Source organism: Vagococcus xieshaowenii (assembly GCF_004792515.1).
Taxonomy (GTDB): domain Bacteria; phylum Bacillota; class Bacilli; order Lactobacillales; family Vagococcaceae; genus Vagococcus_A; species Vagococcus_A xieshaowenii.
This window is the reverse complement of the sequence record NZ_CP038865.1, coordinates 1,657,166-1,675,004: the sequence shown is the minus strand read 5'-3', so window position 1 is coordinate 1,675,004 and position 17,839 is coordinate 1,657,166. Positions and strand designations below refer to the sequence as shown.

At 31.1% G+C, this 17,839-nt stretch carries 12 protein-coding genes; all 12 read left to right on the top strand.

All coding sequences use genetic code 11. The features are described 5' to 3' along the window. The first annotated feature begins 147 nt into the window (after nt 1-147). The 12 genes from tagH (at nt 148) to E4Z98_RS08005 (ending at nt 17,726) form a co-directional block, all read left to right on the top strand. Entirely contained in the window at nt 148-1,206 is a 1,059-nt protein-coding gene (gene tagH / locus E4Z98_RS08060) for a teichoic acids export ABC transporter ATP-binding subunit TagH (protein WP_135255017.1), read from the top strand. Nucleotides 1,207-1,221: 15 nt separating this feature from the next. Further along, on the top strand, nt 1,222-2,379 hold the full coding sequence (locus E4Z98_RS08055; protein WP_135255016.1) for a CDP-glycerol glycerophosphotransferase family protein: 1,158 nt from the start codon (nt 1,222-1,224) through the stop codon (nt 2,377-2,379). Between the two features lie 10 nt (nt 2,380-2,389). Then, complete coding sequence (locus E4Z98_RS08050; protein WP_135255015.1) at nt 2,390-3,124, top strand: WecB/TagA/CpsF family glycosyltransferase; 735 nt, start codon at nt 2,390-2,392, stop codon at nt 3,122-3,124. 16 nt (nt 3,125-3,140) lie between these two features. After that, complete coding sequence (locus E4Z98_RS08045; RefSeq protein WP_135255014.1) at nt 3,141-3,959, top strand: ABC transporter permease; 819 nt, start codon at nt 3,141-3,143, stop codon at nt 3,957-3,959. 227 nt (nt 3,960-4,186) lie between these two features. Continuing rightward, nucleotides 4,187-5,047: a glycosyltransferase family 2 protein gene (locus tag E4Z98_RS08040; protein WP_241856685.1), complete on the top strand. Its 861-nt coding sequence runs from the start codon at nt 4,187-4,189 to the stop codon at nt 5,045-5,047. A 167-nt stretch (nt 5,048-5,214) separates the two neighbouring features. Further along, nucleotides 5,215-7,791, top strand: a complete 2,577-nt coding sequence (locus E4Z98_RS08035) for a GH25 family lysozyme (RefSeq protein WP_135255012.1) — start codon at nt 5,215-5,217, stop codon at nt 7,789-7,791. Nucleotides 7,792-8,066: 275 nt separating this feature from the next. Beyond that, complete coding sequence (locus E4Z98_RS08030; RefSeq protein WP_135255011.1) at nt 8,067-10,487, top strand: glycosyltransferase; 2,421 nt, start codon at nt 8,067-8,069, stop codon at nt 10,485-10,487. After that, nucleotides 10,480-11,613 carry a glycosyltransferase family protein gene (locus E4Z98_RS08025; RefSeq protein ID WP_135255010.1) on the top strand — a complete coding sequence of 378 codons (1,134 nt, stop codon included), beginning with the start codon at nt 10,480-10,482 and terminating at the stop codon, nt 11,611-11,613. The genes E4Z98_RS08030 and E4Z98_RS08025 overlap by 8 nt, the downstream gene beginning before the upstream one ends. A 3-nt stretch (nt 11,614-11,616) precedes the next feature. Then, a complete protein-coding gene (gene tagD, locus E4Z98_RS08020) occupies nt 11,617-12,015 on the top strand; it encodes a glycerol-3-phosphate cytidylyltransferase (protein ID WP_135255009.1) in 399 nt (132 codons plus the stop codon). Nucleotides 12,016-12,095: 80 nt separating this feature from the next. After that, complete coding sequence (gene tagD, locus E4Z98_RS08015; protein WP_135255008.1) at nt 12,096-12,503, top strand: glycerol-3-phosphate cytidylyltransferase; 408 nt, start codon at nt 12,096-12,098, stop codon at nt 12,501-12,503. Between the two features lie 95 nt (nt 12,504-12,598). Continuing rightward, nucleotides 12,599-13,954 carry a hypothetical protein gene (locus E4Z98_RS08010; protein ID WP_135255007.1) on the top strand — a complete coding sequence of 452 codons (1,356 nt, stop codon included), beginning with the start codon at nt 12,599-12,601 and terminating at the stop codon, nt 13,952-13,954. Between the two features lie 262 nt (nt 13,955-14,216). Then, the gene (locus E4Z98_RS08005) at nt 14,217-17,726 is read left to right on the top strand and encodes a CDP-glycerol glycerophosphotransferase family protein (protein WP_135255006.1); all 3,510 of its coding nucleotides are present in this window, start codon (nt 14,217-14,219) and stop codon (nt 17,724-17,726) included. Nucleotides 17,727-17,839 lie beyond the last annotated feature (113 nt).

Below are 17,839 nucleotides of genomic sequence, written 5' to 3'. Positions count from 1 at the left end.
TTAACACAGGACATAAAGAGCGTGACAAGTTATGTCACGCTCTTGTTTTTTAATGAATAAAGGAAGAAAAATGTTGGGATTTTTGCTATAATGAAAAGCGAAATTCAAAAATAGAACTAGGAAGAATAATTAACTAGGGTGGTATATATGAATAAAGAAATCAAAATTAGATTAGAACTTGTCACAAAAGAGTATGATCTATATAAACAAAAATCAGATAAGATTAAGGCACTTTTTAAGTTTTCTCAAAAAAATGTGCCACATTTTTGGGCATTAAAAGGTGTGACATTAGAAGTACCAGCGGGTGAAACGGTCGGTTTAGTCGGGATTAATGGTTCGGGTAAATCAACGTTATCTAATATTATCGCAGGTATTATTCCGCACACATCAGGAGTTATGGAAATCAACGGTGAAACATCCATCATTGCAATTGGCGCAGGGCTTAAAGGTCAATTAACAGGAATGGAGAATATTCGTTTGAAATGTTTAATGACGGGGATGACCAATAAGCAGATTGATGACTTAATGCCAGAAATTGTTTCATTTGCAGATTTAGGTGAATTTATTGATCAACCAGTTAAAAATTACTCAAGCGGGATGAAGTCTCGTTTAGGCTTTGCTGTTGCGGTTCATCAAAACCCCGATATCCTAATTATTGACGAAGCATTATCAGTTGGGGATGATACGTTTTACCAAAAATGTATCGATCGTATCCAACTATTTAAAGAGCAAGGTAAAACAATCGTTTTTGTTAGTCATTCATTAGGCCAAATCGAAAAAATTTGTGACAAAGTTGTATGGATGCATTACGGAGAGCTACGTGAATATGGTGAAACCAAAGAAGTAGTGAAAAAATATAAAGAATTTACGCAATGGTTTAAAGGATTATCAGCTAAAGAAAAGAAAGAGTATCAAAATGAATACAAAGACCAACAACGTGATTTTTCAAAAGACAAATTACCAGCACTTGCTAAAGAGCAAGGATTAGGACAAGAAGCATTGGCTGAACCAGCAATTGGTAAAATGAGCAGTTGGACGAAAGGAATGTTAGCATTAGGAATAGTTGCCTTACTATTTTTTGGTGCGACACATTTGAGCGGTAAATCGTTAATGTCAGTAGTGAAAAATCCTGCGACACTTTTCCAATCAGTAGTGTCACCAACTAAAGAGCTGTTAACGTTAGAAAAATTTATTGAACAAGAGTAGTTCGGAGTGGAGAATATGAACGATAAGTTCAATCAGTGTTTGAAAGATATTTACATGAAAGTGGTGAGCTTTTTTACGATGTTTAGTAAAAAAAATTCGTCACATCATGTGATGTACTTATTAAGTTTCCCAGAAAACAATGATCAGTTAATCCAAATGTTAGACCAAGACCCTTTAATTGATAAACTAACGATTTTGTATCAAAAACAGTTAGTTGACGAAGTAAAAAAGTACCAATCATTGGGTATTGAATGTATTCAAATTAACTCGTTAGGGTTTTTTATTAAAGGTTTACCTATGTTAAAACAGGCAAAAGTTATTATTATGGATAACTATTTTGCGTTTATAGGTGCGATAAATTTTTCGAAAGAAACAACTATCTATCAAATTTGGCATGCTGCAGGTGCTATTAAGTGCTTTGGTTGGGAAGACCCTAAGACGACTTTGAGAAGTCATCAAGATCAAGAACGCTTTCAGAAAGTGTATAATTCGACCCATTACTATGTAGTAGGATCAGAGGAAATGGCAAATGTGTTTGAGAAAAGTTACCTACAGCCAACTAAAAAAATGTTGTTGACAGGTGTTCCTAGAACAGACTTTTTCTTTAATCAAGAAGCAAAAATAATAGCTGAGAATAAGTTTAAGCAGATGTTTCCTGAAGTAAAAGATAAAAAGATAGTGTTATATGCGCCAACGTATCGAGAAGTCACTATGTCTACTGAAAACTGGCAAAAAGTTGTTCCATCATTATCAGATGACTATGTTGTATTGGGAAAATTCCATCCTCATACATTAGAGCAATTGTCTGTTGATGTATTAAAGCATATTCAAATTGATTTACGAGGATTAACTTTAAAAGAACTGTTATTTTCAGTGGATGTGCTCATAACAGATTATTCTTCGATACCTTTTGAGTATGAATTGGCTAAGCCTGATGGTCATACGATTTATTATACGTTTGATTTAGAAAGCTACTGTCAAACAGTAGGGATTCAACCTGATTTTTATCAGCGTCACCATGTGCATCCGGTTGAAACAAAAGAAATACTAGAACAAGCCTTTGATCAATTAGAATTGTATAAAAATGGTTCTTTGTCTGAATGGCATACTGCCAATGATGGTCGGGCAACAATACGTTTAATAGCACACATTAAACAAGAATTAAAGAAATAGGAGAAACGTTATGACAATTGAATACATTAATGGGTTAGAAGTAGACGCCATTACGCTTTCTGAGATTGTCCAAAGTTTACCTGAGTTAGATAGACAAACAGGTCCCTTTACATTTATTAGTGTGAATCCGCAAATCGGTTTACACGCGGAAGATTATCCTGAAATCGTTACATTTATTAATCAAGCAACACACCGAATACCAGATGGCATTGGGATTGTAAAAGTTTCTCAACAACAAGAAAAAAAGATTAAAGAACGTGTAGCGGGTATCGAGTTGATGTATGAATTATTAAAATTTGCAGATACACATCATAAACGTATTTTCTTGTATGGAGCAAAACCCGATGTACTATCTCAAGCAGTTGAAAATATCGAAAGAAACTATCCTGGATTAACGGTAGCTGGAAGTATTGATGGTTATACTAACATGAGTGAACAAGACATCGTTGAAACAATTAATCGTTCACAGACAGATATGGTGTTCGTTGCGTTAGGATTTCCAAGACAAGAATTATGGTTAGCTAATCACTACCAAGAAGTCGAAGCTAAATATTTTCAAGATGTTGGTGGCGCTTTTGATGTGATAAGCGGGTTAGTAAAACGTTCACCTGATATTTTTATCAAGTTGAATTTAGAGTGGTTGTATCGCTCATTGAGTAACCCTAAACGTTTGTATCGGATTGTAGAACTACCTCTTTTTGTTATGAAAGCAAAGAAATGGTATAAATCAAACAAAGGGAAATAACAAAGGAGTAATTAAAGTGAATGATATTAAATTAGTTTTAAAAGAACAATTTCAGAATTTTGGCATAATTAAACGAATTTCTACGTATGAAGAAAAAGCAACCTATCAAAGTCATTACTTAGGACTTATGTGGCAATTTTTAAATCCAGCGATTCAAGTAGGAATTTATTACTTAGTGTTTGGTTTAGGTGTTAACGGTGGGCGACAAGTAGATGGCGTACCGTTTATTGTTTGGATGTTGATGGGGATTATTACATGGTTCTTCTTAAATAGTTCAATTTTAGGGATGTCTAATAGTATTTATAGACAAGTAGGGATGGTTTCTAAAATGAAATTCCCAGTGAGCGTCTTGCCATCGGTTAATATGGCTAGTAACTTTGTGAGTTATCGTTGGATGATGTTGTTATTAATCATCGCAATGTTTATTGCTAAAGTGCCTATTACGATTTATTGGTTACAATATTTTTATTATTTCATTTGTATGATTGCCTTCTTGTTCTCATTTGGCATACTAAATGCAACGATTACTGTCTTAGTGAGAGATTACCATATTATGTTGCAATCGGTATTAAGACTATTATTTTATTTGTCAGGTCCAATTTGGAACTTACATACAATGGGACAATTTAAAGGTCGTGACAGTTTAGTAAGATTATTAGAGTTGAATCCGTTATACTATATTATTAATGGTTTCCGTGATTCATTCTTATCTCGCCAATGGTTCTGGGAAATCGGCTCACAAACCATCTTTTTCTGGTTACTAGTATTAATTTTATTAGCATTAGGTTCACACTTACATATGAAATTTAGAGCACGTTTTGTTGATTTTATTTAAAAATAAAAATTATTGTATCATTGAATAAATTGAATAGGTTAGTTTGAATGGTCATTATGTAGGTGGATTTATTTTAATTCAATCATCTGCTTTTTGGAAATCAAATTATTACAAGGAGTTAGCTATGAAAAAAATAATTAGCATATGTGTTCCAGCTTATAATGAATCAGATAATATTGGGGAATTTTATAAAAAAATTAAAGAGGTATTCGAAAAAAAAAATACCAATGTACTCTTTTGAAATAGTTTACATAAATGATGGAAGTACAGATAATACCTTAGAAAAAATGGAGAATGTCGCAAATCTTGATAAAAATGTTCAAGTTATTGATTTATCACGTAATTACGGAAAAGAAATAGCCATGTTGGCTGGATTGGAACATACAACAGGTGAAGCTACTATTATTATGGATTCGGATTTACAACATCCACCAGAAAAAATTCCTGAGTTAATTCATATGTGGGAAATGGGATATCAAGATGTATATGGTAAAAGAGTTACAAGGCATAAAGAGTCGATGTTAAAAATCTACTCGTCCAAGCTGTATTATAAAATCTTAAGTTTTTTGAGTCAAACAAAGATTGAAGATGGCATTGGTGATTTCCGCTTATTGGACAAGGAATGTGTCCAAGCTTTGATATCTTTTAGAGACAAACAAAGATATACCAAGGGATTATACAATGAGATAGGATTTAAAAAAATTGGTATTGAATTCGAAGCAAACGAAAGATTTGCAGGTGAATCAAAATGGAGTACGCAAGATTTAATTAAATTAGCTAAAGATGGGATTTTATCCAATTCATTAATTCCGCTAAAGTTATCAACATATTTTGGAACTGCTCTTTCATTAAGTGCGTTTGTTTACTTCTTATATACATTAGTTCGTGCTTTATTAGGGAAAACTACATTGCCAGGTTATTCTAGTCTAATGATTGTATTATTAATTATTGGTGGTGTACAGTTAATTTCATTAGGAGTTTTAGGTGAATATGTAGGGAACATTTTTAAAGAAAGCAAAGATCGACCAATTTATTTAATTAATAAAAAGAATTCGATAGTAAAAGAAGAACAAAACAGTGGAAAATAAATGTTTTAAAAACTAATAAACTGAAAAAATGATATTTTTGTCAGTTTATTAGTTTTTTTTTATTAAATGATTAATTATTAGAAAAAAAATATTAATTATTGCCCTTTTATGAAATAAATAGTTTATTATAGTAATAGTTATTTTTATAGGTTGAAAGGAGTTAGAAAATGAAAAGTATTAAATTCTTAACTATTTCGAGTTTATTATTATCTCAAACTTTACCGGTAGTTGCTGTTTCAAATACAAGTGAATCAGATTTTCGAGATGAAGTATCTCAAGTTCAAGGTGTTAAAGATCTAGAAAATGTTCAAGATACAGATGCAGTAGTTGATACACAAGATACTGAAGGTTTAGAAGAAGTTCAAGGTTTAGAAAACTTAAAAGAATCAGAAAGCTCGTCAATGGATGCTCAAATGAATAATGAAGAGGAATCAGAAGATACTCAATTTTCTAGTGATAAAATTGATGAACAAGTGAGTCCAGTAAAGACGTCAGGTCAAATGTCATCTAAAGATGACGTTCAAGTAATGATAGAAGAAGTTAATTCAGAAACATCCAAAACGGAATTGAATGAAAACGAAGCAGAATCAGTGTATGTGGGAGAAACACCAATAATTACAGAAGATAATCAAAATGTACTGGGTAGCACGATAAAACAAGCTAGAAATGTTTCATCCAATTATTCTTATTTAAGCTCAACCAATGCTTCACTACCAAGAAAAGATTTTATTGATGTGGCATCTCATCAATCGTCAATTTCAATTAAAGATTATCAAAATATGAAGAGCCAAGGAGTAACAGGTGTTGTTGTTAAATTAACAGAAGGAACAACTTATATGAACCCTTATGCTTCAAGTCAAATTGCTAATGCTAAATCAGCAGGGTTGAAAGTAAGTGCGTATCATTTCAGTCACTTTAATACAGCAGCAAGTGCCAAAGCAGAAGCCAATTATTTTGCAGCAGCTGCTAAAAAGCTTGGATTAGCAACTAATACTGTGCTAGTAAATGATGCAGAACATGAAAACATGACTAAGGGAAATGTTACAAGTAATTCAGTAACTTTTGCGAATCAATTGAAAGCAAATGGATACGGGAATGTAATTCATTATGCAAGTCTATTTTGGTTTCAATCTAATTCTGGCCCATTATTAAATATGAATAGTCTAGGCGGAGCTAAAAAAGCATGGGTGGCTCAATATCCATATACACCATCCAAAAACAATCTGTTAAATACAGGGAATGCTGCATGGCAATGGGGTAGTACCATGAAATTTGTGGGTGATAGTAATAGTTCAAGATTATTTGACGTAAATATTGATTATACGTATACATTCTCTCAGGCACCTCAAGGGAAAGCAATTAATCGTAAAGTTTTTATCAATAAGAATAATGGTGCTATTTATGCTCAACCATATACATTAGGGACTGCTAGATTGGACACTACTTCGGGTATGCTTAACCAAGTGATTACCTTGAATCGTGAGCAAAGCACTTATTATGGAACATGGTATTGTTTTACTTATAAGAAAAACAATATAACTAAAACGGGTTGGATTAAATCCACAGATGTAAAAAATTATAATAATGAAAAAGCTTATAATAAAACAATGTATATTAATAAAACAAATGGAATTATGTATAAAGATGCTTATGTTCCTGGAGTTGGTCAAGCTGGTAAGCTTTCAGATGTCGATAATAAAGTAGTAAAACTAAATAAGGTAAAAAGTTCTGCTTATAGTACGTGGTATCAAGGGACTTATACACAAAAAGGCGTTAGCAAAACAGCTTGGTTTAATTCAAATGATTTAGTATCTGAAATTTATATAATTAAATCTATTAATATGCCTACATTTATCAATAATGGCTATGCTGCGATTTATGAAACACCTTATATTTCTGGTACAAAAAGATTGGATGTTACTTCGGGAATGCTGCATAATAAAATTCAATTAACAGGTGAGTCAAAGACTTCAGCAGGAACGTGGTATCGTTTTAATTATAAAAAGTCTGGAGTTAATAAAACAGGTTGGATTAAATCAACAGATATTAGTCAGTACATTAATAGTCAAAATATAAATAAAACGCTAAAAATCGGTAATGAACGTGGTGCAGTTTATCAATCAGCATATGTAGCAGGGACTAAAAAAATTGGTGAAACGAATGGTTTTGCTAGCAAGGCATTTAAAGTTACTAAAAAAATGACTACGCCGTATGGCATTTGGTTCCACGGAAGTTATAAACAAGGTGGAAAATCTAAAACAGGTTGGATCAAGTCCTGTGATTTAGAAGAAACGCTTAGTAATAAGTCTTTTGCTGTAGTAGCTAATGCGGGAGCAGTTTATAAAAATGCTTATAAAGCAGGAACAGCACGCATCGACTTGACAACTGGCTTAACTGGAAGTGTTGTGAAGCCTTCGAAAGTAACAGAAACTGAATATGGTACATGGTATTATGTTTCCTACACAAAAAATGGTGCGAAAAAAGCTGGTTGGATTAAATCCAACGATATGGTGGCATCATCGTCTTATTCTAAGAATATGCAAGTCACTACTAATAAGGGCGCTATTTATTTAAGTCCTTATGTAAAAGGTACAAAACGTATTGATTTAACAACAGATATGTCTGGTAAAAGATATTCAGTGATGAATAAATCGTCTATAAGTAGTGGAACATGGTATCAAATTAAGTATACTAAATCAGGAAAAGGTAAAATAGGATGGGTGAAATCGACAGATATCCATTAATTTTATGAGATAAATTAAAGCGTTAATTAGTGTGAGAAATGCTTACCTAATTAACGCTTTTTCTATTTATGTAACTATTAGTTGATGAGAAGTTATGGAGTAAAAAAAAACTTATTATTCGAAGTGATGAGCACAGATAAGAAAAATGACAATTATAATATTCCATACTGTAGAGCATAAAAGATAGATATCCAAAATATACCTAATATATGGTATAATTTAGGGTGATTTTCATCGTAATAAGAATGGTCTAATAGACTATAAAGGAGTAATAGATGATGATAAATAAGATGGCTAGAATGTTCAAACAGAATATTTTACATAGAGAGACAATTAGTTACTTGAATTATTGTGAAAAATTACCCATAAACTCAAAATTGATTTTTTTAGAGGGAACACAAGGAGATGCCTTTAATGGTCATATTTTTGCTTTAGCTTTGGAACTATGCCAAAACTCAAAGTATCAAGAGTTTGAAATAGTTGTTTCTGTAAAAGATATAAAAAAATATACAGATTTAGTCACTAAATATGGACTACAAAAAATTAAATTTGTGAAATTCATGGGGAAAGAGGCGATGAAGTATTTAGCTACAGCTAGGTATTTGATTAATGATACTACGTTTTGGGATTTTTTTAATAAACGACCTGAACAACGGTATTATATTGTTTGGCACGGTACGCCTTTAAAAAAAATGGGGAATGAAACTGACAACCCTTTAGCGGTTTCTAACGTGCAACGAAATTTTTATCAAGCAGATCGTCTATATTTTTCTAATGACTATACTAGAGAAGTTATGACTAAGGCTTATGGTTTAACTGGAATATACAATGGTGAAATAATAGTTGGCCCGTCACCAAGAAACAGTTTACTGTTTAGTGAGACAGTATTTAACAATGGAAAAGAAATAGTTTTTTATATGCCAACGTGGCGAGGGACAACTATTGATCAACAGTTGGTTGATGAAACAAAATTAATGCAAACTCTAAGTGATTTAAGTGCCAAAATGAAATCTAATCAAGAATTGATAGTTAAACTGCATCCATTTCAAATGAAGGCTATTAATCCGGAAGATTATCCGGAAATTAAGTTTTTTGATGACTCAATGGAACTTTATGACTTTTTAAAATCTGTTAGTATTTTAATTACAGATTATTCATCTATAATGTTTGATTTCGCAAATACTAATCAAAAAATTATTTTATATACATATGATAAAGAAGAATATTTCTCAACGCGAGGAGTATATAGAGACCTAAGTACTTTTCCCTTTGAAGAAGCTACCACTTTGGAGGAACTTACCAGTTTAGTAACGAATTCATGCTACGAGATTGATTACACTGGTTTTTTATCTGAGTTCTGTAATTATGATCATGAGTTAGGGACTCAAGAAGTTTTAAATCATATGTTATTCGACGAATCGTCTATGGATACATTGGTGACACGTCATGTTCATAATAATAAAGAAACAGTGTTTTTAATGGTGGGAGGTTTGTGGGATAATGGTATTACAACTGCGTTAATGAATATGTTTGATGCTATTGATACAAATGAGCGAAACTATGTACTGTTCTTTTATCAAAAGTTAATGCGACCAGAACATTTCAGTAAGCTAGCAAGCTTTCCTGATAATGTTCAGTATTATCCAATTTCAGGAATCCCTCAAGGAACGACAAAAGAGAAAATTCTTCGATTACGTTACTTGAAAGATGAAAAAATGGATAGCGAAATAAATCAGGCAATCATGAAAAAGATTTATCACCGAGAATATAGACGATTATTTGGTGATTTAAAGATTGATTGGTTTATATCTTATACGGGCTTTGAACGTGAAATTGCTCAAATGTTAATATCAGATATTCCATGTAAGACAGGAACTTTTATGCATACAGATATGTATCAGGAGTATGAATTAAAGCATAGTTTTAGTATGAAAATTATGAGTAAGGTATATGAAAAAGTCGATGCAATTATTCCAGTAAATAAGGAAATAAAAGCAGAAATGGATAAACGATTACCTGATAGAGAAGCTAACATTAAAGTTGTGAATAATTTTCTTAACGTAGACAAAGTAAAGCAAAAAGCAGAAGAATCACTGATAGGTAGTTTAGAGGGAGTTTCAGTTGATTTTTATCCTAATAAAGTAGCCGATGATGTAAAAACTAAAGAACTTTTAATAGAAGAGTTAGCTAACAATCAGTTGGTACATTTTATTCATATTGGACGTTATGCTAAAGAAAAAAGTCAGGATCGTTTGATTACGGCTTTTGAAACTAACTATTTAAATAATCAAAATGTACGCCTGATTTTGGTTGCTCCTCACGGACCATTACGTGCTAGGATTCTTCAGCAAATTGAAAATTCTCCAGCTAAAGAGGCAATCATTGTTTTAGGACGTATGGATAATCCGTATCCATTATTAAAAGCTGCAGATTGTTTTGTCTTATCGTCACTTTATGAAGGATTAGGTTTAGTTTTATATGAAGCATTAGCTGTGGGGACTGATATTATAACAGTAAACATTCCAGCCACTATTGAAAAATTAACACCTGAAAATGGCTTGATTGTAGATAACTCATTGTCAGGGATAACTTTAGGAATTAAGCAATATATTGAAAATAAACCTAAATTTGAACCATTTGATTTTGCTGGAGTAGATGAGCAGTCAGTGAGAGAATGGGAGGCTGTCTTTGAATAAAAAAAAAATTGGCATAGTAACATCGAATATTTATTCTGCAGGTGGAACTACGAGAAGTAGTTTGAATTTAGCAAATGAATTTCTAGCCTTGGGTCATGAAGTAGCCATCTATAATGTAATTAATCGAAAAAAAATTGCGAATCATCAATTTATGGAAATACAGGGATGGAGCAATCAAAGTATAACGATTACTTCTATTAAGAATATTATTCATGATACTAACTTTGATGTAGTGATTATTACAAGAGAAAGTTATTTCAAACTTGCTCTTGTAATTAAACAAGCCAATCCCCAAACTATTATTGTAGGTGAAGTTCATGGTCCACTATCATTTATTACTGAGACTAGGGAATCATTATCTTCTAATGGGATTGATTTGTATCGTTTAGCTTCTCAACGGATAGGGGATAGCTTTGAGAAAAAGTTTAATTTAAAAAATTATTTCACTTTGAATGTTAGCTTATTACATATTATTGAATCGTTCGCTGATAAGCCAGCTGAAGTTACAAATAACTTACTTTGCTATTCAAGATTTGAAGAACGTTCAAAGAAAATAAGTAAAATTATCAACTTAGCTAGACAATTAGGTTCTGATTATTCAGTGTATCTAAATGGTTATGGGCCAGAGGAAGCGACTTATAAAAAAATTAAAGAAGAACAGAAAATTACCAATGTATTAATAAACCAAGAGATGCCTAATAATTATGTATATATATCGACATCAGATTATGAAACATTAGGCTATTCGATTGCTGAAGCAATCGGAAAAGGAAAAAAAACTGTTTTGACAAAAGGATTGGATTATGAGGTTTATCATCTTTACCAAGAATTTAATGGTATTTATTGGTTAACGGACACTGTAGATTTGGCAGAGTTGAAAGCATTTATGGCACAGCCGTTAACATTGACTGAGTATTTAGAGAATCAAGAATTATATTACACTAAATTTGTTATTAATAACTATGGGCAAGTATTTCTAAGTAAGATGGATCAAAAGCTTATTTTACGATCAAAAGCTTATTTGCCTGTTTTAAGTAAAAAAGAACAACGACAGATTATTAACAAGTTAGAACCTAATTTGTTAATAAAAATACTAACAAAAATAAATGGGAAAATAAGGAGATAAACAATGAAAAAAATCATTACATACGGAACGTTTGATTTATTACACAAAGGGCACATTAATATCTTACGTCGTGCAAAAGAGATGGGAGATCATTTAACTGTTGTGATTTCCTCAGATGAGTTTAATGCTATTAAAGGTAAAACATCTTTCATGCCGTTTGAAGACCGTAAGTATATTTTAGAGGCAGTTAAGTATGTAGATGCTGTATTACCAGAAAATGATTGGGAACAAAAAATTTCAGATGTAGTAGACAATGAGATTGATATTTTTGTCATGGGACACGACTGGGAAGGTAAGTTTGATTTCTTAAAAGATTACTGTGAAGTCATTTATTTACCACGTACAGAAGGGATATCTACAACAAAAATTAAGACTGATTTTAAACAATCAGAGGTTAATTAGTAACTTGTTAAATTGACGAAACAATGACTTGGATAGGGTGTTTTAAATTCTAAGTCATATATTATTAGGAGGAATATATTATGACAAAACGTGTTATTACATATGGAACGTATGATATTTTACATCGAGGACACATTAACTTATTAAAACGAGCAAAAACATTAGGCGATGAGTTAATTGTAATGTTATCGACTGATGAATTCAATCAAGATATTAAAGGAAAAGATAACTACTATACGTATGAAGATCGTAAATTAGTGTTAGAAGCATTAAAATATGTTGATGAAGTTCATTCTGAAGAAAATTGGGAACAAAAAGCAACCGATATCGAAAAATATGATATCGATGTATTTGTTATGGGCGATACTTGGGAAGGTAAATTTGATTTCTTGAAAGATAAATGTGAAGTGGTCTATTTACCACGAACAGAAGGGGTCTCTACAACTGCAATTAAAGAAAGGTTAATGGGGAATAAGGGGGCTAAATAGTGTCTTTAAAATCTAATAAAATTTTTCAGTATCTCCCTATTTTTCTGTTCTTCGTAATTACTTCTATCCTCATTCCTTTAACATTCGGGGATGATATGGATTGGGGCGGAGCTGGTGGTATGGAGCGACTAAAAAATCATTTTGATAACTACAACGGCAGGTATCTAGGAAACTTAGCAATCATAATGATAACTAGAAATATAGTGATTAGAACTTTATTTTATGCTTTTATCAACACAGGCATTATCTATCTTATTAATCAACTTTTGGAAACAAAAAAGAAAAGCTCAATTGCGCTAACCTTATTTTTGTTACTATGTATGCCAGCGTTAGTGTATGGGCAATCTTTTGGTTGGTATTCAGGCTTTGTTAATTATAATTTAGGTATGTTTTTTGTTCTGTGGGGGTTATTCTTACTATTAAAAAAAGATTCCCCTTTCATATTGTTTTTTGTGATGATAGCAGGGCAATTATTTATGGAAAATATTACGATTTTTAATGTGATATCAGCAGTTATTTTTTTAGTAACTTTGCATCGAACCGTTAAATTAACTAGTCTTACTAGCTATTTCCTAGGAACTTTAGTTGGTACTGCTATTATGTTTTCAAATAGTGTTTATCATCAAATTTCTGCGGGGAATGATGGCTATCGTGCAATAGACTTTTCAGCAATAAATTTGGTTTTAATTAAGCAGTACATCCCTTATATGGTGATAGATAACTGGTTGCTGATTACAATTTTATCAGCTTTGATAGTTTACGTTATTCATGGTGTTCGTCGCTTTCAATGGATGAGCTTGTATGTGATTAGTTATACTTTGGGATTGGTGTTATTTAATATGTACCATTGGAAACTAGAAGGTGTACCATTTATCTTTACAGTGGCAATTATTATCCTTACTATTGGGTATTTATTGATTATCGCAACTGTTATTTTTCAACATTATATATTTAAGGAAAACAGATGGTTATTGTTATATTTAGGAATTGGATCGGGTGTCATTATTAGTCCGTTCCTCGTAATAGAGCCTTTTGGACCACGAGGGGAATTCACATCATATCTCTTGCTTACAATAATTGTTGTAGCTATTTGGGACAAAGCGTGTGATTTATCAATTAGTAAGGAATTACAAAAATACGTTGTGTATCTTTCTTGCTTGATTTGTATGATATTCATTGGTATCCATGCTACTAATCGTTATGTAATGATTACGAGAATGGATAAAATGGAGTATTCAGATGACCGAAAAAGTGTCGTCATTTCTGATGTACCGTTTCCTAGGCATGGTCAGAACTTATCACCATTTATGAGTTGGGTTATTTCTCCCAAAATGTTTAGAGAATATTATAATTTACCAGATGATCTAGATATTAAGTTTGTGACATATCGTTCCCAATACTTGAAAGATAAAGAAAAAGAATTAGAAGAACGCGAACAAAACAATAATTAATAGATTAGGTAGTTACTTTAAATAAGAATTTAGAACTTTCACTTACTCTCAGTAATATTGAAATAATGAAAGTTCAATTTTTTGTACGATAATCAATACGTTTGTTATCAGCTAGATAATTCATCAGGTTTGTGATACTATGTTAATTGGTGAATATCAATTGATAAAGTATCAAATCTTAATATTGGAAAAATGTTATATAACAGAAGTTCTATATTTTTAAGAAAGTAATATTAAAAGAGATGGGAATGGAATATATTAAATGAGTAAGTTATCAATAATTGTACCTATTTATAATGTTAGTAATTATTTGAGAGAATGTTTGGAATCCTTATTAGTACAAGGAATTACTGATTATGAAGTAATCATGGTAGATGATGGTTCAATCGATAATTCTTTTGAGATTGCACAAGAATTTGCAAAAGAATACCCAAACTTCTTTGCATATACTAAGAAAAATCAAGGATTGGGACATAGTCGTAATTTTGGCTTTGAAAAATCAACAGGCAATTATATTACATTTGTTGACTCGGATGATATCATTATTAAGAATTCTTATGCCGAGATGCTAGAAGTGATTGAAGAAACTAAGTCAGATTTTATCATCGGTCATGTAAGAAGATTTAATTCAACTAAGCAATATGCGTCAGGGTTGCACAACAAAGTTTTCCATGAGAACTTAAGAGGTGTTCATATAAGTGAACATCCAGAATTAATTTATGATACAACTGCTTGGAATAAGATTTATCGTCGAGATTTTTGGATTGAAAATAATTTTCAATTCCCAGAAGGTATGTTATATGAAGATATCCCTGTAACTATTCCTAGTCATATAGCAGCAAAAAAAGTGGATGTTATTACGAAAGTTATTTACTTGTGGCGAGCAAGAGATAAAGGAGATAACTCTATTACACAGCAACGTTCTAATATTGATAATTTGAGGGATAGATTAAAAGCTATCCAAATGGTAAGAGAATATATTAAAGAGAACAATGTGGATAATAAAATCAAAGAAATTTTTGATTTTAAAAATTTAAATATGGACTTTCCAATTTATTGGCATCATATCATTAATGGGAAAAAAGATTACAATGAATTACTAATTAATTATATTCAAGATTATATTCAAGATGTAGATTCAAATGTGGTAATGGAATTGCCGGTTATGAATCGTTTGAAGTATCGTTTACTTGAAAATAATCAAGTTGACGAATTTATTGATATTACTAGGAAACATAATAAAAAAGAAATTGATTGGAAACCATATTTAGAGCATGGCCGTTATGTATACAAATTTCCATATATCGATGTTTTAAATACAGAAGAACAATATATTGGTGATGAGCTAAACTTAATTACTAGGATAGAGAAAGTTGAATGGCAATCTAGTTCTAAATTATTTGTTTCAGGTTTCACTTATATATATAAAATAGATTCTGATAAGTTGAGTAAGATGTCTCTAGTTGCTAAATTAGTCAAAGAAGATGGAGAAGTAGTCAAGATAATTGATAAAAATGTTAGATTGACAGTTCGTAAAGATATTACGACATTACGTGGTGTACGTGTTAAGTCTAAGAATCCATTAAAGAGAAGAAATAACTACAAATATTCAGGCTATGAGTTAGTAATTGATTTTGATGAACTTATGAAAGATTTACTGCCGGAAGATGATTATTATATTGAATTTACTTTAAGTGATGGTGTTGTATCACGAAGTAAACTATTACATTCCCCAGTAGCAGGATATATTACTAGACCTAAGAATAGAATTATTAGTGGTTACAATATCACACCAAAATATAGTAAAAAGTATGAATTAATGGTTAATGTAACTAAATCTGATATTGTTGTAAAAGATATTCGAACTGAGGGTAGTAAAGTTACAGTAATGGGTACAGCTAATTCATCACTAACGCAGTTTAATCCTGTGCTGTATACTGACTTCTACACAAGAAAAAATTTGAATAAAAAAATTACCATCAATCCAAATAATATAGTACAACAAGGAAATAATTTTGAATTAGAATTTAACCTAGAAGAAATAACAGAATTTGTAAATCAAAGTAGAATTGAAAAATATGATGTTTTGATTGATTTTGATACACCTCAAGTATCATTAGAAGTAAAAAAACAAAATGCTGTATATAGCTATTTGGAAAATAAACAAATTCGGTTAGACTATACCTTGGATAATCATTTGAAGTTTGCTATTTCCAATTATATTGCATATATTTGCTCAGCAGATTATAAAAATAAAAAATTATTATTAGAGTTGAAAATTCACGAACAATTCATTAATAATTCAGCAATTGAATCTGTGAAGTTTTCTTTAGAAAATTCACCTACTAGAAGATTTCAATATGCGCCTAAAAAATATAAGTTAGTAGATGATTACTACTTTTTTATTTTTGAAGTACCATTAATTGATCATAAGAAGTTAGTGATGTCTAATAAACAGTATCTATTATCGTTGAGAACGGAAGTTGATACTCCACAAGGTAAAAAAAGAATCAATATTAATGAAATTTATTTTGTAACTGGACAAAAAGATAATTATAAAACGACTTTTAATAAGTATCGCTTTGAATTATACCATCAGGCTAATTCACCAAAAGCTTACTTTATGCAAGCTTCTTTTTGGTCAAAATTAGATAATGGCCCAAGAAGACAAGCTGTATGGAGAGAAATTTTGTATAAAGGGTTAAGAAAATTGCCAACTAAAAATATTGCTGTCTACGAAACTTATTGGGGAAGAGAATTTAGTTGTAATCCGAAAGCAATATATGAATATATGCAAGAAAATCAGCCAAAAGTGAAGAATGTTGTAATTCTTAATGATAATTTCTATCCAGTTGCGGGTAATGCTGAAACAGTTAAGAAAAACTCTTGGAAATACTTCTACTATTTAGCGCGAGCTAAGTACTTATTTAATAATGTAAACTTTCCTGATTTCTATAAGAAGCGTGAAGATGCAATCGAAGTTCAAACAATGCATGGTACACCTCTAAAAAAATTAGGATTAGATGCGCCTGGAGAAATTAAAGGTAGCTATAAAAAAACTTATATTAATAAAAATAATCGTTGGAATTATTTAATGGTTCCTAGTGATTATGTAGCTGAAGTTTCTAAATCAGCTTTTGGATATAAAAATGAAATACTACCAGTCGGTTATCCAAGAAATGATGTGTTGTTAAAAGATAATAATCCTGAAAATATCGAGAGTCTACGCAAAAAATACAGATTACCTGCGGATAAAAAAATCATTTTATATGCTCCAACATGGAGAGTTGTTGGTAATTTCTCATTAGCATTAGACATGGAGAGAATGAAAAAAGAATTAGGAGATGAATATTTCATAATCGTTAAATTACATCATTTTTCAACACCTAATTTTAATTTTGATAGCATGAAGGACTTTGCTAGACTAATGCCTAACTCTAGTGATATTAGAGAACTATATTTAGTATCTGATGTATTAATAACAGATTATTCTTCAGTTATGTTTGATTTCTCACTGTTGAATAAACCTATGATGTTTTATGTCTATGACTATGAAAAATATAAAAATGAATTAAGAGGGTTTTATCTTGATTTTGAAGAAGAAGTACCTGGTAAATTATCATACACAACAGAACATTTGATTGAGTCGTTATCTGATTTAGAGACGTATTGTAAAGAATCGGAGGAGCGTTATAAATCTTTCCAAGAAAAATTCAATCAGTATGATAATGGAACAGCTTCAGAGCAATTAATTAATAAAATTATGAAGTAAGAGTATCAATTTCTGTGTTATAAAATATTTTTTTGTTTATTATGTAATGAAAAAAACGCCAGATACGTATGATTTTAAATAAATCATACGTATCTGGCGTTTATCTGGCTCTT